Source organism: Martelella sp. FLE1502 (assembly GCF_053484255.1).
In genome coordinates this window covers 27,380-42,270 of the sequence record NZ_JBAKFQ010000031.1, presented here as the reverse complement: position 1 = coordinate 42,270, position 14,891 = coordinate 27,380, and the positions used below count along the sequence as shown (strand labels likewise).

At 62.2% G+C, this 14,891-nt stretch carries 14 protein-coding genes and 3 pseudogenes; 5 read left to right on the top strand and 12 right to left on the bottom strand.

The genetic code is table 11. From position 1 onward, the window contains the following. Positions 1 to 6: 6 nt before the first annotated feature. Both V6767_RS19930 and V6767_RS19925 read left to right on the top strand, forming a co-directional pair. Positions 7 to 654 (top strand): annotated as a pseudogene (locus V6767_RS19930) (diguanylate cyclase domain-containing protein); the annotation flags it as partial. 28 nt (positions 655 to 682) lie between these two features. Continuing rightward, positions 683 to 1,663, top strand: coding sequence for a putative bifunctional diguanylate cyclase/phosphodiesterase (locus tag V6767_RS19925; RefSeq protein ID WP_448475055.1), 981 nt, complete (start codon positions 683 to 685; stop codon positions 1,661 to 1,663). A gap of 163 nt (positions 1,664 to 1,826) precedes the next feature. On the opposite strand, the gene V6767_RS19920 is transcribed toward V6767_RS19925, so the two are convergent. Genes V6767_RS19920 through V6767_RS19905 form a run of 4 tightly spaced genes read right to left on the bottom strand, consistent with a single transcriptional unit; the run spans position 1,827 to position 3,246 of the window. Further along, the gene (locus V6767_RS19920; RefSeq protein ID WP_448475054.1) at positions 1,827 to 2,045 is read right to left on the bottom strand and encodes a hypothetical protein; all 219 of its coding nucleotides are present in this window, start codon (positions 2,043 to 2,045) and stop codon (positions 1,827 to 1,829) included. A gap of 52 nt (positions 2,046 to 2,097) precedes the next feature. Then, on the bottom strand, positions 2,098 to 2,478 hold the full coding sequence (locus V6767_RS19915; protein WP_448475053.1) for a DUF1801 domain-containing protein: 381 nt from the start codon (positions 2,476 to 2,478) through the stop codon (positions 2,098 to 2,100). A 49-nt stretch (positions 2,479 to 2,527) separates the two neighbouring features. After that, positions 2,528 to 2,926, bottom strand: coding sequence for an SRPBCC family protein (locus V6767_RS19910; protein WP_448475052.1), 399 nt, complete (start codon positions 2,924 to 2,926; stop codon positions 2,528 to 2,530). Next, positions 2,923 to 3,246, bottom strand: a complete 324-nt coding sequence (locus tag V6767_RS19905; protein WP_448475051.1) for an ArsR/SmtB family transcription factor — start codon at positions 3,244 to 3,246, stop codon at positions 2,923 to 2,925. Before V6767_RS19905 ends, V6767_RS19910 begins: the two co-directional genes overlap by 4 nt. A 96-nt stretch (positions 3,247 to 3,342) precedes the next feature. On the opposite strand from V6767_RS19905, the pseudogene V6767_RS19900 reads away from it, so the two are divergent. Together V6767_RS19900 and V6767_RS19895 are read left to right on the top strand one after the other, a co-directional pair. After that, positions 3,343 to 3,552, top strand: a pseudogene (locus tag V6767_RS19900) (autotransporter domain-containing protein); the annotation flags it as partial. 30 nt (positions 3,553 to 3,582) lie between these two features. Further along, positions 3,583 to 3,752, top strand: a pseudogene (locus V6767_RS19895) (IS5/IS1182 family transposase); the annotation flags it as partial. A 208-nt stretch (positions 3,753 to 3,960) separates the two neighbouring features. Here V6767_RS19895 and V6767_RS19890 read toward each other — a convergent pair. The 4 genes from V6767_RS19890 to V6767_RS19875 form a co-directional block, all read right to left on the bottom strand. Next, on the bottom strand, positions 3,961 to 4,563 hold the full coding sequence (locus V6767_RS19890) for a superoxide dismutase (protein WP_448475050.1): 603 nt from the start codon (positions 4,561 to 4,563) through the stop codon (positions 3,961 to 3,963). 172 nt (positions 4,564 to 4,735) lie between these two features. After that, the gene (locus V6767_RS19885) at positions 4,736 to 7,066 is read right to left on the bottom strand and encodes a membrane-bound PQQ-dependent dehydrogenase, glucose/quinate/shikimate family (protein ID WP_448475049.1); all 2,331 of its coding nucleotides are present in this window, start codon (positions 7,064 to 7,066) and stop codon (positions 4,736 to 4,738) included. Positions 7,067 to 7,210: 144 nt separating this feature from the next. Continuing rightward, a complete protein-coding gene (locus tag V6767_RS19880) occupies positions 7,211 to 8,476 on the bottom strand; it encodes a DUF2254 domain-containing protein (protein ID WP_448475048.1) in 1,266 nt (421 codons plus the stop codon). An 87-nt stretch (positions 8,477 to 8,563) separates the two neighbouring features. Then, on the bottom strand, positions 8,564 to 10,678 hold the full coding sequence (locus V6767_RS19875) for a S9 family peptidase (protein ID WP_448475068.1): 2,115 nt from the start codon (positions 10,676 to 10,678) through the stop codon (positions 8,564 to 8,566). Positions 10,679 to 10,857: 179 nt separating this feature from the next. On the opposite strand from V6767_RS19875, the gene V6767_RS19870 reads away from it, so the two are divergent. Next, positions 10,858 to 11,247, top strand: a complete 390-nt coding sequence (locus V6767_RS19870; protein ID WP_448475047.1) for a DUF930 domain-containing protein — start codon at positions 10,858 to 10,860, stop codon at positions 11,245 to 11,247. A 165-nt stretch (positions 11,248 to 11,412) separates the two neighbouring features. On the opposite strand, the gene V6767_RS19865 is transcribed toward V6767_RS19870, so the two are convergent. The 4 genes from V6767_RS19865 to V6767_RS19850 form a co-directional block, all read right to left on the bottom strand. Then, complete coding sequence (locus V6767_RS19865) at positions 11,413 to 11,556, bottom strand: DUF1127 domain-containing protein (RefSeq protein ID WP_448475046.1); 144 nt, start codon at positions 11,554 to 11,556, stop codon at positions 11,413 to 11,415. Positions 11,557 to 11,776: 220 nt separating this feature from the next. Then, positions 11,777 to 13,282, bottom strand: coding sequence for a tripartite tricarboxylate transporter permease (locus tag V6767_RS19860; RefSeq protein WP_448475045.1), 1,506 nt, complete (start codon positions 13,280 to 13,282; stop codon positions 11,777 to 11,779). A 3-nt stretch (positions 13,283 to 13,285) separates the two neighbouring features. Then, a complete protein-coding gene (locus tag V6767_RS19855; RefSeq protein WP_448475044.1) occupies positions 13,286 to 13,753 on the bottom strand; it encodes a tripartite tricarboxylate transporter TctB family protein in 468 nt (155 codons plus the stop codon). A gap of 104 nt (positions 13,754 to 13,857) precedes the next feature. Next, positions 13,858 to 14,829, bottom strand: a complete 972-nt coding sequence (locus V6767_RS19850) for a Bug family tripartite tricarboxylate transporter substrate binding protein (RefSeq protein ID WP_448475043.1) — start codon at positions 14,827 to 14,829, stop codon at positions 13,858 to 13,860. Positions 14,830 to 14,891 lie beyond the last annotated feature (62 nt).

Below are 14,891 nucleotides of genomic sequence, written 5' to 3'. Positions count from 1 at the left end.
CTGTCCATGTTCTCGCGTTCTACAATCCGAGCCACGGTCGACAACCTCCAGGCGGTTTTGAATGCCATGCCGCTGCCCGTGATCATGAAGGACCGCAATCATCGGGTCGTGGTTGCAAATGATGCCGCCTGCGTGTTTTTCGGGACGCCGCAGGAGGCCTTGCTCGGCTCGTTGGATGAGCAATTACCGGAGGACCAGCGCGCTGTCTTCTGGAAGGTCGACAATCAGGTGTTCGAGACCGGTGAGCCGAACGAGAATGAAGAGGTCGTCACCGACGCCAAGGGCGACGTGCATGTGATCGTGACCCGCAAGCGGCTTGTCGAACTCGACACGGCCGATGGCAGGGAGCCTTTCATCCTGGCCATTCTCTCGGATGTCACTAAGATTCGGGAGGCCGAGGCGCGGGCCGCCTATCTTGCCGAGCATGACCCGCTGACGGGTCTTTCAAACCGCAACCGCCTTACGGATACGCTCGCCGAGGCCGTCGCCGCTTCCGGGCGCTCGCAGGCCAAGGTCGGGCTTCTGCTTCTGGATCTTGACGGGTTCAAGCAGGTCAATGACCGATATGGTCACGTCGCCGGCGACGAGCTTCTTCGGGTGGTGGCCCGGCGGCTGTCCGGTCATGTCCGGTCCGGCGACACGGTGTCGCGGATCGGGGGGCGACGAATTCTGCGTCGTCCAGATGGGCGTCCAGCAACCGTCCGGCGCCTTCACGCTGGCCAAGCGCCTCATCCGCGCGCTCGAAGAACCGGTTCTCGTGGGGCAGACGCGCGTCTCCGTCTCGGTTTCCATCGGAATTGCGCTGTTTCCGGATGATGCGTCGGGCATGGACGAACTCTATAACAACGCCGACATGGCGCTCTATGCGGTCAAGCGGTCGGGCGGGAGCAGCTATCTTCGTTTCGACCATTCTGCAGAAGGACAGGTTTGGCAGGAATGGGACGTGGAAAAGGAGCTGCGCGCGGCGATCACCCATGGCGATATCGCGCTTGCCTATCAGCCCCTGTGCGACGGCATGGATTCGGTTGTCGTCGGATATGAAGCGCTCGCCCGGTGGACGCATCCCGAAAGAGGAGAGATTTCTCCGGACATCTTCATCCCGGTTGCCGAGAGAACCGGCATCATTCGCAGGCTTGGCGCCTGGATTTTGGAGACCGCGTGCCGTGAAGCGGCGGTGTGGCCGGACCATGTGCGCGTCTCCGTGAATGTCTCCTCGACCCAGCTTGAGGACGGGCACCTGGCCGGAACGGTCCGGCATGCGCTTGCCGTCTCCGGGCTTGCGCCCCGCCGCCTCGAACTGGAGATCAAGGAATCGGCTCTGATCGGCGCGACCGAGATGGTCGCGCAGACCTTTTCGCAATTGAAGGAGATCGGCGTTCTGCTGGCGCTGGATGATTTCGGCGCCGGAACCTCATCGATATCCAGCATTCAGCGCATGCCGTTCGACCGGATCAAGATCGACCGCAGTTTTGTCTCAAATCTGGATTCCGATGCCCGCTCGGTCGCGATCATCCGCGCGATTCTCGCGATCGGAAAGGAACTCAACCTGTCGGTCACGGCCGAAGGGGTGGAACACGAGAGCCAGCGCGTCGCCCTCAGGCACATGGGATGTCCCGAACTTCAGGGCTTCTCCTCGGACGGCCGGAGCCGCCTTCAAGGGTGAACGAACGCGTCGCGAAGGCAAGCGGGACGAAGGACGCGACATAGTGAACGCTCAGGGAGGCCGATGACCGCCATCTGAGGGACAAATGGATGACGCCGCCGATCGACGCAGCAGACAGCTCCCGCTAAATGGGGCTGTTCTTCCGCCTGCGCTGGATGCGGCATCACGCGCCTGACTTGCTGCCCCGCCCGCTGAAATAGGGCAGGGCGAACAGATAGAGGCCGGTGATCAGCATCAGGAACAAGGGGAGCAAGGGCAGGAAATACACCCATTCGGCGGGTTCCTTGCCGAACCCCTGGGCACCGAAGATGCCGATCACGATCAGGGTGAAAACGATCGACAGCCAGCGATGACATTGTCTTATCAGCTTGCTCCAGTTCAATTGTACCTCCTTACATGTTCGTTAGATGCGAAAAGGGCACGGGCGCGAGAGATCACGAGACATTTCGTGCCACGGCGGCGCGGATGAGCGCCGACAGCGCCTTTTCGTCGATCACGTCGCCCTTGCGGAAATCGATGGCCCGCCGAACATTGCCGTCGAGACTGGCATTGAACAGTCCGGTCGGGTCGGGCAGGGACGCGCCCTTGGCGAAGGTCATCTTGACCTTGTCCTTGTAGGTCTCGCCGGTGCAGATCATGCCGTCGCGATACCAGGTCGGGACGCCGCGCCATTTCCATGCCTCGACGATATCGGGCGCGGCCTCCTTGATCAGATCCCTGATGCGGGAGAGCGTTTCGCCCCGCCAGTCGCCCAGTTCCTCGATCCTTTCATCGATCTTCTGCGATGGGTTTGTCTCCTGTTGCGCATTCGTCATAGCCATGGTCCTCTTGTCTCTCGGTTCCGTGGTGCATGGCCCGCGCGCCTCAATCGATCTCGGCCAGTACCTGCTCCAGCCTGTCGAAGAAGCGCGGCCAGCCCATTTTCGCGCCGCCATAATAGTTCGGCTGATCCGTCCGGAAGCCGGTCTGCTCCATGCTCAGGCGCGTTCCCGTGCCGGTCGGCGTGAGGGTCCACCTGACCACAGAGCGCAGATCGCCGGCATCCCAGCTGTATTCCAGAGCCTTGTGTTCCTCGACCGCCCGAACCTCGCAGGCGACCTCGCCCCAATCCGCGCTGAATCCGAAGCGATGCCCCACTTCAGGCGTGAAGGCGGTCTTCATCAGCCATTCCCCGATCAGGTGGGATTGGGTGAGGGCGCGCCAGATCTTCTCCGGCGGGTGCGGCAGGTCGCGTTCGACGACAACGGTGCGGGTCTCGGTCAATTGTCCATCCTCTTCAGCAGGTCTTCGAGGTCGTCGAAGCGGCGCTCCCAGAAGCGTGCCATCCGTTCCGTCCAGTCCCTCAACGGCGCCAGGGCTTCAAGTTGCGGGCTGTAATGTGTCTGGCGGCCATCCTGCCGGTCGACGACGAGCCCGGCGCGCTTGAGCACGCCGAGATGTTTGGAGACGGCCGGCTGGGAAATCCCGGCGTGTTCCGTCAGCGCTTTGACCGTCTGATCCCCTTCGCGACACAGGCGCTCGAAGATCGCCCGGCGTGTCGGGTCCGCCAGGGTTTTGAACAGGTCGTCATGGGGTTGGGTCAACGGCAATTCATAGCTCTCCGGTTATGATTCATAGATAACCAATGAGTTATGAATTTTCAAGCAAAAAAGTGGGCATCAAATGGGGCCTGATCATCGATCCACGGTCTCAGTCGCGGCGGGGGTGCGTGGAATGCGTTCAGTCTGACGGGCGGGCGCGCCAATCGCTGGCACAGCCCCGATACTGCGCGCTCGGTCGCCTTTACCGGTTTCGCCGACAGCCTATCCGTCTCCTGCAACGCCAATACATTCCAGGCGTGGGGCGAGGCAGCCTACAGGTTCGAGACGGGCGCGGCCCGATACCAGCCCTTCGCTAACCTATGCCACGGCGGGCATTGTGCCACGGCGGGCATTGCTCAGGGCCTTGAGACCAGACACATCCTCGGCGTCACCGGCGACCACAATCCGATCCCGCCCAGGGATGGGATGATGCGCAAGTCGAAATACGTCTACGAGCCGGAAGTCGATGGCTATCGCTGCCCGAAGGCCAGTTGCTCGCCTATGCCACCCCCCGACCGCAATGGCCCTGACGAAGGCGCCAAAACACATGGGCTTGAGAAAACAAGGACTGTCTTGTCTCAATCAGAAAAGCTTCAGAAAAAAGCCGAGAATCGTTTTCAAACACAAAACTGAAAACCCGCCGAAAAATCGACGGGTTTGTCAGCAATCTGAGCCCGGCGCTTGGCCGGGCTTCTAAGGTCTTGTTCGGCGTCTGCCTTACTTGGTGGCGCCTTCGTAGAGTTCGGCGACGTAGTCCCAGTTGATGAGATTGTCGACGAAGGCTTCCAGATATTTCGGGCGGGCGTTTCGGTAGTCGATGTAGTAGGAGTGCTCCCACACGTCGACGCCGAGGATCGGCTTGGCGCCGTGGACCACAGGGTTTTCGCCGTTCGGGGTCTTCATGATTTCAAGCTTGCCGTCCTTGACCGCGACCCAGGCCCAGCCCGAGCCGAACTGGCCTACGCCGGCGGCAATGAAATCGGCCTTGAACTTGTCGAAGCCGCCAAGATCGGAGGAAATCGCGCTTTCGAGCGCGCCCGGCAGCTTGGTGCCGCCGCCATCCTTTTTCATCCACTTCCAGAAATGCATGTGGTTGAAGTGCTGGGCGGCATTGTTGAAGAGCGGCTGGTTGGAGCCGTAGGCCTTGACCATGACATCCTCGACGGAAAGACCGCCAAGACCCGCTTCTTCCGCCAGCTTGTTGCCGGTGGTCACATAGGTGTTGTGGTGCTTGTCGTGGTGGAATTCGAGCGTCTCGGCCGACATGTAGGGGGCGAGCGCGTCATAGGCGTAAGGCAGATCGGGCAGTTCAAAAGCCATGTTCAATACTCCTCAGTTAATAAATTGACGCTTGCGGGTTACATAGGAAGCCCTTCCCGGAAGGGCAACCGTCAGGCCCGGAAATATCCGGGCAAATTGCCGGAAGGAAAGGGCGTTCGGCGGCATTCCGGTACGCCCTTGCCCCGGCGGAAGGTCCGCCGGCCGGTCTATCCTAGCCCTCCGGCAGCTTGTAGGCGAGGATATAATCGCCCGTCTCGGTGCCGACCGAGCCATGGCCGCCGGCGACGATCAGCACATATTGGGTCCCGTCCGCGGTCTCGTAGGTCATCGGTGTCGCCTGGCCGCCGGCGGGGAGGCGAGCCTCCCAGAGCTGTTCGCCGGTGGTCACGTCATAGCCTCGGATGTAATTGTCCATGGTCGCGCCGAGGAAGGCGACGCCGCCCTTGGTCATGATCGGGCCGCCAATGCCGGGAACGCCCATCTTGATCTTCAGCGGCAGCGGCGTCATGTCCTGGATCGTGCCGTTCTTGTGCTTCCAGACGATCTCGCCGGTGGTGAGATCCGCGCCCGCCACATAGCCCCATGGCGGCGCCTGACAGGGCACGCCGAGCGGGCCGAGCAGGGTGGAGAAGGAAACGGCATAGTCGGCGCCATTGTTGGAATTGATGCCCTGGGTGGCCACCCCCGGCGTCGATTTCGGCACCAGCGTCGAGGTGTAGGCCATGTAGACCGGCATGGCGAACATCACCTGCCGCTCCGGATCGACGGCGACCGAGCCCCAATTGAGCGTGCCGAAATTGCCGGGATAGACGATCGTCCCATTGACGGAAGGCGGCGTGTAGCGGCCCTCGTAATTATACTGCTTCAGCTTGATGCGGCAGACGAGCTGATCGAGCAGGCTTGCCCCCCACATATCCTTGCCCTCAAGCTTCGGCGGGTTGAAGGAAAGCGCCGAAACGGGCTGGGTCAGCGACAGGTTCTCGCCTTCAAGCCCGCCCTCTTGAGGTGCGGCAACCTCCTTCACGGGGAGGATCGGCTCGCCCATTTCGCGGTTCAGCACGAAGACCTCGCCCTGTTTGGTCGCCTGCACCAGCGCCGGCACGCTCTCGCCGTTAATCGTCAGGTCGAGAAGGGCGGGCTGGGCCGGGACGTCCATGTCCCAGAGGTCATGGTGGACGCCCTGGAAATTCCAGACGGGCTCGCCGGTCTCGGCATCGAGAGCCACAACGGAAGACGAGTATTTCTCGACCGCGGGCGAGCGGTTGAGACCGATCTGGTCCGGCGTGCGGTTGCCGATCGGGGCGTAGATCAGGCCAAGCTCGCTGTCGCCGGACATGACCGACCAGCTGTTCGGCGAGTTCTTGGTATAGGTTTCGTCCGGGCCGAGCGGTTCGGTTTGCTCCGGATTGCCGGTATCGAAGTTCCAGATCAGTTCGCCGGTGTCGATATCATAGGCGCGGATCACGCCGGACGGGCTGTCGGTCGAGTAATTGTCGTTGACCGAGCCGCCGACCACGATCTTGCCGTTTATCGCCAGCGGCGGCGATGTCGAGTAATAGTAGCCCTGCGTCTTGTAAGGCATGTTTCTCTGAAGTTGCAGTGTGCCGTTGTCGGCAAAATCCTCGCAGATCGTCCCGTCTTCGGCATTGAGCGCGATCAGGCGGGCATCCGACGTCGGCAGGTAGACGCGGGTCTTGCAGCGCTCGCCTTCGGCAATGTCGGGGTCGTCGTAATAGGTCACGCCCCGGCAGGTCTGGTGCTGGCGATTGCCGTCGACCGGTACCTTCGGATCGAACTTCCATTTCTCCTCGCCGGTCTTCGCATCAAACGCCATCGCCCAGCTGTGCGGGGTGCAGACATAGAGCGTGTCGTCGACCATCAGCGGGGTATTTTCGTAGGTGGTCTCGACCACGTCGTTGGGCCCCATCATGTCGCCGGTCTGGATCTGCCAGGCAAGCTCCAGGTCGCCGACATTGTCCGGCGTGATCTGGTCGAGCGGCGACCAGCGCTGGCCCCTTTCGGTGCGGCCATAGCCATGCCATTCACCGTCGGGAACGGCATCGGCCGTTTCGGCGCTGGCGGTGCGGGCGCCGGGTAGAGACCCTTCGATCGCATGCGGGTCGGTAAACAGCGAGATGACCGCGACGACCATCGACACGAGAACTGCGGCAACCAGCGGCCACGGTCCGGCGCGGGCGGGTTTGTCTTTTTCCGGAAAGCCGTATTCATCGCGCAGGATCGGCCGGCGCACCCATGGCAGAAGCAGCCACAGGCCAAGCAACACCACGAGGCCGCCGCGCGCGCCGAGCTGCCACCAGTCGAAACCGACCTCCAGAAGCGCCCAGACAAGCGTTACCAATATGGTTGCGGCGTAGACCCAGTAAGCAAGCGCGGAGCGGGTAAACACAAAAAAGGCGGTCGCCAGAAATGCGGCGCCCGCAATCAAGTAAAACCAGCTGCCGCCGAGCGTGATCAGCCAGATACCGCCGCCGCCCAGAAACAGGCCGATCGCGGCGAAGATGAATGTCGTCAGAATAATCATTTGAAAGGGCCCCCGTAGACGCGTGTCTCATGCGGATGGCGCCGGCGTCATCCGCGGACATGGAAAGTCGGCCCCGTTCCGGGACGGACCTGAAGGCATAACGACGCGTGCGGCGGAATGTTCCTGACGACCTCGTTTCGAAGATCAGGGCAGCAGCCGGCCCTTTCTGGCGGAGGCTTCCAGGCGTTTGATATCGTTCTCGAAATCAAGCATCTTCCGGGCGCGTTCCAGTGCCTGGGCGGAGTAGCCGCGCGCATGCTCGCCATAGCCGGCAAAGGGCAGCAGCGACAGCGATTCAAAGGCATGCTGCAGCCGCAGGCCCACCTCCACCTTGTCCGCGCCGTCGCGGGAAATGCCCGTGAACGCCGCATCGAAGAAATCGTCGGTTTCGATGGCGGGAATGAAGACGCGACCGTGGTGCACGTCCGCTTTGGCCTTTTTACCCGAGGCCATGATGCGCACGAGATTGCCGATTACGTCGATCGCCGTGCCCGGATCGTTGATGCCGGGCGAGAGCGCCCGCATGGCGATCTGGGAGAGCACCGTCAACCCGTAAAGCGGGTCCTGGTCGTAGCTGCGGGCATTGCCGATGGTAAAGGCGCCGCGCAGGGTTTCCCGCGTCTCCTCATCGATCGCGCCGCCGTCGGGAAGCGCGATTCCGGCGATATGGCGTCCCGGCGTCACGAAGGCTCCGGGACGCTCGAATACGTGGATATTCGCCTCGAGCCGATCCGCGATATCATCGAGCGCCGGGACATCGATAAACCGCAGATAGCCGATCTGGTCGTGTTCGATCATCACAAGCCCGTGGGGAATGGGCCCTTCCTGCGGGTGGGCATGTAGATAGGGCGCCCGGCGATAATTCTCCATTGAGGGGCAAGCGGCCGATTCCACCTGCGAGATCGTTTTCGTGACCTGGCCGAGATGCCCGAGATAGTTGATCCAGCGCAGCAGCGTCACCACGATCAGCACGATGACCACGATGGTGACGAGGAACAGGATCATCCGGCCGCCGCCGCCATAGAGCGAAGTGTTGAGCGCGATCAGGCCGACAAGGCTGAAGATGAAGGCGCCGAGGAAGGTCGAAAGCGCCGACTGGGCAATCCGGTCCTGCAACAGCGTGCCGACGGCGCGCGGCGTGGCGTTGCTGGCGGCCGCCGTCGAGGCCTGCACCAGCGTGTTCAGCGAGAACACCAGCACGGAAAGCATGCTGGAGGCGATGATGGTCAGCAGGCTGTTGACCGCGCTACGGCCGATAATGTCCTGAAGACTGTCGGGGATGAGGGGATCGGCCATAATGCCGAGCAGGGCGGTCATGATGGCGGCGACGCAATAGAGTGATGCGACAAACCACACCTGGCGCATTGCCTGGAGCGCCATCCACCAGGTCTTTGACATCTCGAATTTCATTCAGTTCTGCCCCTTCCAGCCATGACATGAAACGTGCGGCGGAGCCTCTCGGTTCCGCCGGGGGCAGATGCCGGAGCCTGCCGGCCCTCAGCGCTCCGCCTTGCCCGCAACCTTCAGCGCGAAGGCATATTCCAGCGCCTTTTCTTCCAGCCTCTGGAACCGGCCGGATGCGCCGCCATGGCCCGCGTCCATATTGGTTCTGAGCAGGACCGGCGCCGTGCCGGTGGTGGTCTCGCGCAGCTTCGCCACCCATTTCGCCGGTTCCCAATAGGTCACGCGCGGATCGGTGAGCCCGGCGAGCGCCAGAATGGCGGGATAGGGCTTCGCCGCGACATTGTCATAGGGGCTGTAGCTGGAGATATAGTCATAGGCCTCCTCGGAGGCGATCGGGTTGCCCCATTCGTTCCATTCCGGCGGGGTAAGCGGCAGCGTGTCGTCCAGCATCGTTGTCAGCACATCGACGAAGGGAACGGCGGCGATGATGCCGGCGAATTTCTCCGGTGCCATGTTGGCGACCGCGCCCATCAGCATGCCGCCGGCGGAACCGCCTTCGGCGACGATATTGCCGTGGCTGGTGAAGCCCTCGGCCACCAGCGCGTCGGCGGCGGCGACGAAATCGGTGAAGGTGTTCTTCTTGTTGCCCATCTTGCCGTTTTCATACCAGGTGAAGCCCTTGTCCTTGCCGCCGCGGACATGGGCGATGGCATAGACGAAGCCGCGATCGACCAGCGACAGGCAATTGGTGGAAAACGAGGCGGGAATGGAAATGCCATAGGCGCCGTAGCCGTAGAGCAGACAGGGCGCGCTGCCATCGATCGGGGTATCCTTACGATAGACGATGCTGACCGGCACCAGTTCGCCATCGGCGGCCTTCGCCTGGATGCGGCGGGTGACATAGTCATCCGGGTTGTGGCCGGAAGGCACTTCCTGTGTCTTCAGCAGCGTGCGCTCGCGCGTCGCCATGTTGTAGTCGTAGAGCTGGCTCGGCGTCGTCATCGAGGAATAGGAAAAGCGGATCGTGTCGGTGTCGTATTCGGCAGCGCCCTGCAGGCCGAGCGAATAGGCCTCCTCATCGAAGGCGATGGCATGTTCCTCCCCGGTCGCCCGGTCGCGGATCACGATGCGGGGCAGGCCCGCGAAGCGCTCCAGCCAGACCAGATGGCGGGCGAAGGCGGTATGCGCGAGGATCAGCCGGCCCTCCTGATGCGGCACGACCTCCTTCCAGTTCTCCTTGCCGGGCGCGGCGACCGGCGCTTCCATGATCTTGAAATCCTTGGCCCCGCCGTCATTGGTGAGAATGTAGAACACGTCGCCGCCCTCGGTGACGTCGTATTCCACCATGGTCTCGCGCGCCGCTACCAGTTCAGGCGCGGCATCGAGGTTTGTTGTCGGGATGATCCGGACTTCGGAGGTCTGGTGGTCGTGGATGTCGATGTAGATGAAGTCATCGAGCAGCGAGCCAGCGATGCCGACGAAGAAGCCGGGATCGCTTTCCTCGTAGACCAGCCGGTCGTCGGCCTGTTTCGTGCCGATCACGTGATGGAACACCTTCGAGGGGCGGTGGTTCTCGTCGACTTCGGTGTAGAAGAAACTCTTGCCGTCGGGCGCCCAGACGCCGCTGCCACCGGTGTTCTCGATCCTGTCCTCGATATCCTTGCCGGTTTCAAGATCGCGAACCTGCAGCGTATAGAACTCCGATCCCTTGTCGTCATAGCTCCAGATCGCGCGGCTGTGATCCGTGGTCTGGTCGAAGCCGCCGAGATCGAAATAGGCCTTGTCCTTCGCCTCCAGATCGCCATCGAGCAGGATCTCGCGGATGCTCTCGTCATTGACATCGCCATCGCGCGGGATGCGGAAGAAATAGGGCTGTTCGGCCCCGGTGCGAAACGCGGTGCCGTAGGCATAGGGCCCTTCCTTCATCGGCACGGAGCTGTCGTCCTCCTTGATCCGGGCGCGCATTTCGGCAACCAGCTTCTTTTGCAACGCCTCGGTATCGGCCATCGCGGCCTTCATATAGGCGTTCTCGGCCTCCAGATGCGCGCGGATATCGGCTTCCAGGATCGTCGGGTCCTTGAACATCGCCTGCCAGTTGGCGGCCCTCAGCCAGGCGTAGTCATCCGTGCGGGTCTTGCCGTGGCGGGTATCGCTGAGGGGTTTCTTGATCGCCTTGGGGGCATCGGGCAGCGTCTTGAAGGGGGTCACGGGCAGGCCTTTCGGGTCATTCATGTCGGCGCAAGATAGGGGCGCGCCCGGACGACATCAAGCGTGGTCTCAGACTTGCCGTATTCGACTGCTCTGTGCTTACAATATGTGATGCGTTTGCGAATGCCGATTCCGGCCGGAAGCGCGAAAGACAGATTTCCACGACCGGAGACAGAGACTTGACCAAGGCCTTGCTTGCGCTGCTGACGCTGACGCTCGTTGCCACGCCCGCCCTCGCCATCAGCCAGCGGATCGAAAACGAGCTCGACCGGCTCGAACCCGAGGAAAAGCTGGAGCAGCGCTGCGATGTGGAGGCGCTGAGCCGGATCGACGCGGCGCGCAAGGACATGACGCCCGACAAGGTGATCGCCTACACATTCGCGCCGACAAAGGTGCGTGGCACGACAATCGATGCGCCGGGCGCGGCCGTGCGCTCGCATGGTCACTGGTACAGGCTCTCCTACCACTGCGCGACGGCAAGCGACGAACTCGCGGTCAAATCCTTCAGCTTCAAGCTCGGTGAGGAGATCCCGCGCAGCGCCTGGGAGCGTCTTTACCTTTATCCGTAGATCCGGTCGGCCTGAACGATCCGCAACTGCGCACATGAAAACGCCCACCGGGGGAGGAGGATCCGGTGGGCGTCATCGTGGTGATCGGCGATTTGGGAGGAGGAGGAGGATCGCCGATCGTAATCGAAGGGGGCCGGGAGGAGGATAGCACCCTTCGAAAACTTGTCAGATCGCGTCCTTGCGGGCGACGCTACGGATATCAGAGCGGCTGATACCGAGGTCGGAAAGTTCGCGATTGCTCATGCGGCCAAGCTCGGCGACGGTTTCGCGATACTTGAGCCAGTTGTTGAACGAGCGTTGAATGTTCATGTTGCGGCTCCTTTCTTGTGTTCGGTGCGCTGTTGTTGACTGGATATATACAGAGCCCGCGAAGCATGAGGCAGGGGGTTAACAGCAATGCCCCTATGCAAAAAACGCAGGGCTCGAAACGGCTGCCGTATAAATAGGCAGCGTGGCGAGCCGACAAGCACAAAACGCGGAGAGTTAGGTTGATGCGGCCCGTCGGGCCCTGAGTGTTGCGGACTGACGCTCAGTCCTCCTCGACGAACACTTCTGCACGGCGGCGATTGACCGTCGGGACCAGCACGATCACCAGGACGATCGCGGCCGCGATCAGCAGACCCAGGCTGATCGGGCTGGTGAGAAACACGCTGGCATCGCCCCCCGAAAGCAGCATGGTGCGCCTCATATAGACCTCCATCATCGGTCCCAGCACGAAGCCGAGCAGAAGTGGCGCGGGCTCGCAGTCGAGCTTGCTCAGCGCATAGCCGGCAGCGCCGGAGACTGACATCACGATCAGATCGAAGGGGTTCTCGTTGATCGAATAGACCCCGATCGCTGAAAAACCGACGATGGCCGGATAGAGGAAATTGGCGCGCACGCTCAGAAGCTTCACCCACAGCCCGATCAGCGGCAGGTTGAGCACGACAAGCATCAGATTGCCGATCCACATTGACACGATGACGCCCCAGAACAGCGAGGGCTGTTCGTTGATCAGGTTGGGGCCGGGGGTGATGCCCTGAATGATCAGCGCGCCGACCATCAGCGCCATCAGCGGGTTGGAGGGGATGCCGAGCGTCAGCATCGGCACGAAAGAGGTCTGCGCCCCGGCATTGTTGGCCGATTCGGGTCCTGCGACGCCGGCGATCGCGCCGCGACCGAAGGTCTCCGGCTTCTTCGAGACCTTCTTTTCCACCATGTAGGAGGCGAATGACGACAGCATCGCGCCGCCGCCCGGCAATATGCCGAGAAACGAGCCGAGAAACGTGCCACGCAGGATCGGCATGCCAGCCTCGCGCAGGTCCTGCCGGCTCGGCAGCAGGGCCGAGATGTCGGTTCTGAGCGGCTCGCGCGGGGTTTCATCCTCCAGGCCCTTGAGGATTTCGGAAAGGGCGTAGATGCCGACCCCGAAACCGAGGATCGGTATCCCTTCCGCCAGATCGAACATGCCGAAGGTGAAGCGTGCCTGACCGGTGTAGAGGTCGGTGCCGACCGTGCCGAGCAGCAGGCCGAACACGATCATGATGATGCCCTTGAGCACCGATCCGTGGGCAAGCGCGATCGAGGCCACCAGCCCCAGCACCATCAGCGAGAAGTAATCGGGCGGGGTGAATTTGAGCGCAAGCATTGTCAGCGGGATCGCGAAGATCGCGATCAGCAGCGTCGCGAAACAGCCGGCGATGAATGAGCCGATCGCCGCCAGCGCTAGCGCGGTGCCCGCCTTGCCCTGGCGGGCCAACTGATAACCGTCAATGGCGGTCACCGCCGAGGATGCCTCGCCCGGCAGGTTGATCAGGATGGCGGTGGTGGAGCCGCCATATTGCGCCCCGTAATAGATGCCGGCCAGCATGATCAGCGAGGCCTCCGGCGGAAAACCGAAGGTCACCGGCAGAAGAATGGCGATCGTGCCGAGCGGCCCGATGCCCGGCAGAACGCCGATGGCGGTGCCGAGAAAAACCCCGAGGAAGCAGAACAGCAGGTTGATCGGCTGAAAGACCGTTTCCAGTCCGAGGGAGAGATGCGCGAAAAGGTCCATGGATCAACCCGTGAAGACCGAACCCCAAAGGGGGATGGTCATGCTCAGAAGATAATGAAAGACGAGGACGCAGAAGAGACTGAAGGCCGCGGATAGCAGCAGCGCTTGGCGCAATGTCGTCACCCGGCTTGCAAGGCAGGAAGCGAATATTGCGAGAAAAACCGCGATCAACAGACCGAAGGGCTCGATCGCGAAGCCGAAGATCATCGGGCAGACGATGATGATCAGGATCGCCTGCGGCGGCGCGATGGAGAATGGCTCCGTTTCAGCGGGGGCGGGCAGGAACAGGACGATCAGGGCAAGCGCCGCCAGGATCGCCGACAGGACGACCGGAAAGAAGGCCGGTCCCATCCTGTCCAGCGTGCCCATGTTCATGGTCGTGAGCGCATAACCGCCCATGGCGGCGGAGATCATGAGGAATATGCCGGAGAAAATGACGTTCTTCCGCCGCGCGCCGCTGCTTGCACTCATGTCAATCTCCCGCCTGCTGAACCTGCCGCCTTGCCGCATAGCCCCCTAATCTTGTCGCCCCGTAGGGGGGAGAGCTCTCGGGAGCAAGCCGTCCGTTCGGCGCCCTAGTTGTTGCGGATATTGTACTTCTTGATGATATCGCGCCAGGTCGCTTCCTCGCGCACCGCCATCTCGCGCAGTTCCTCCGGCGTCGACGGGGTCGCGCGCTGGTAGTTCTTGGCGAAGGCCGCCTGCGCCTCGGGGCTGGCGAGGAAGGCGGCGATCGCCTCGTTCATCTGCGCAATCACCTCGGGCGGCGTTCCCTTGGGCGCGAGAATGCCGGACCACAGCGGCGCGACCAGATCGACGCCGGCCTCCTGAAATGTCGGCACATCCGGGAAGTCGGGGTTGCGCTCCGCAGACGCGATGCCCAGCGCCTTCATGCTGCCCGACTTCAGATGTTCGGTATAGGCCTCCGACAGGAAGTCGACCGAGATGTCGAGGCTGCCCGACAGCAGGTCGACGAGGGTCGGCGCGGTGCCCTGATAGGGGACGATCTTGAGATCGGCCTCGGCCTGTTCGCTCATCATCAGTTCGATCATGTGGCCGTAGGAGCCGATGCCGGGATTGCCGGCGCTGACCTCGCCCGGATGGGCCCTGGCGTATTCCATGAGTTCGCCGAGATCATCGGCGGGAAAATCCGCCCGCGCCACGACCACCATATCGCCATGGGTGATCTGGCTGACATAGTCGAAATCCTCAAGCGGGGTGTAGGGCAGACCGGTATAGGTGTTCGTGTAATTGGCGGAGGGTCCGGGAAAGCCGACCACGAAGGTGTAGCCGTCTGGCTTGGCGTGGGCGACCGAGGCCATGCCGAGCGTGCCGCCGGCGCCGGGCTTGTTGTCCACGATCACAGTCTGGCCAAGCTGCTCCTCGATATCGGCGGCCATCATGCGCACCAGGAAATCAGGCCCCGCCGGAAACGGAAAGACGATCCGGATCGGCTTGGCGTCGGGCCAGTCCTTGGCTTCCAAGGCCGTTGCCGGACCGAATACGGCACAGATCGCGCCGGCGGCTGCGATGGCTTTTCGAAACATTCTCATATGCTCCTCCCCAATAACGCCGTGCGGCTCTCCCAAACCGCATGGTCCACGCTAGT

What these genes read in the sequence shown, in the direction of transcription:
- V6767_RS19925 (WP_448475055.1), top strand. Translation starts at nt 683, where the DNA reads ATGGGCGTCCAGCAACCGTCCGGCGCCTTCACGCTGGCCAAGCGCCTC.
- V6767_RS19915 (WP_448475053.1), bottom strand. Translation starts at nt 2,478, where the DNA reads ATGACGAATGCGCAACAGGAGACAAACCCATCGCAGAAGATCGATGAA.
- V6767_RS19890 (WP_448475050.1), bottom strand. Translation starts at nt 4,563, where the DNA reads ATGGCTTTTGAACTGCCCGATCTGCCTTACGCCTATGACGCGCTCGCC.
- V6767_RS19885 (WP_448475049.1), bottom strand. Translation starts at nt 7,066, where the DNA reads ATGATTATTCTGACGACATTCATCTTCGCCGCGATCGGCCTGTTTCTG.
- V6767_RS19880 (WP_448475048.1), bottom strand. Translation starts at nt 8,476, where the DNA reads ATGAAATTCGAGATGTCAAAGACCTGGTGGATGGCGCTCCAGGCAATG.
- V6767_RS19865 (WP_448475046.1), bottom strand. Translation starts at nt 11,556, where the DNA reads ATGAACATTCAACGCTCGTTCAACAACTGGCTCAAGTATCGCGAAACC.
- V6767_RS19860 (WP_448475045.1), bottom strand. Translation starts at nt 13,282, where the DNA reads ATGGACCTTTTCGCGCATCTCTCCCTCGGACTGGAAACGGTCTTTCAG.
- V6767_RS19855 (WP_448475044.1), bottom strand. Translation starts at nt 13,753, where the DNA reads ATGAGTGCAAGCAGCGGCGCGCGGCGGAAGAACGTCATTTTCTCCGGC.
- V6767_RS19850 (WP_448475043.1), bottom strand. Translation starts at nt 14,829, where the DNA reads ATGTTTCGAAAAGCCATCGCAGCCGCCGGCGCGATCTGTGCCGTATTC.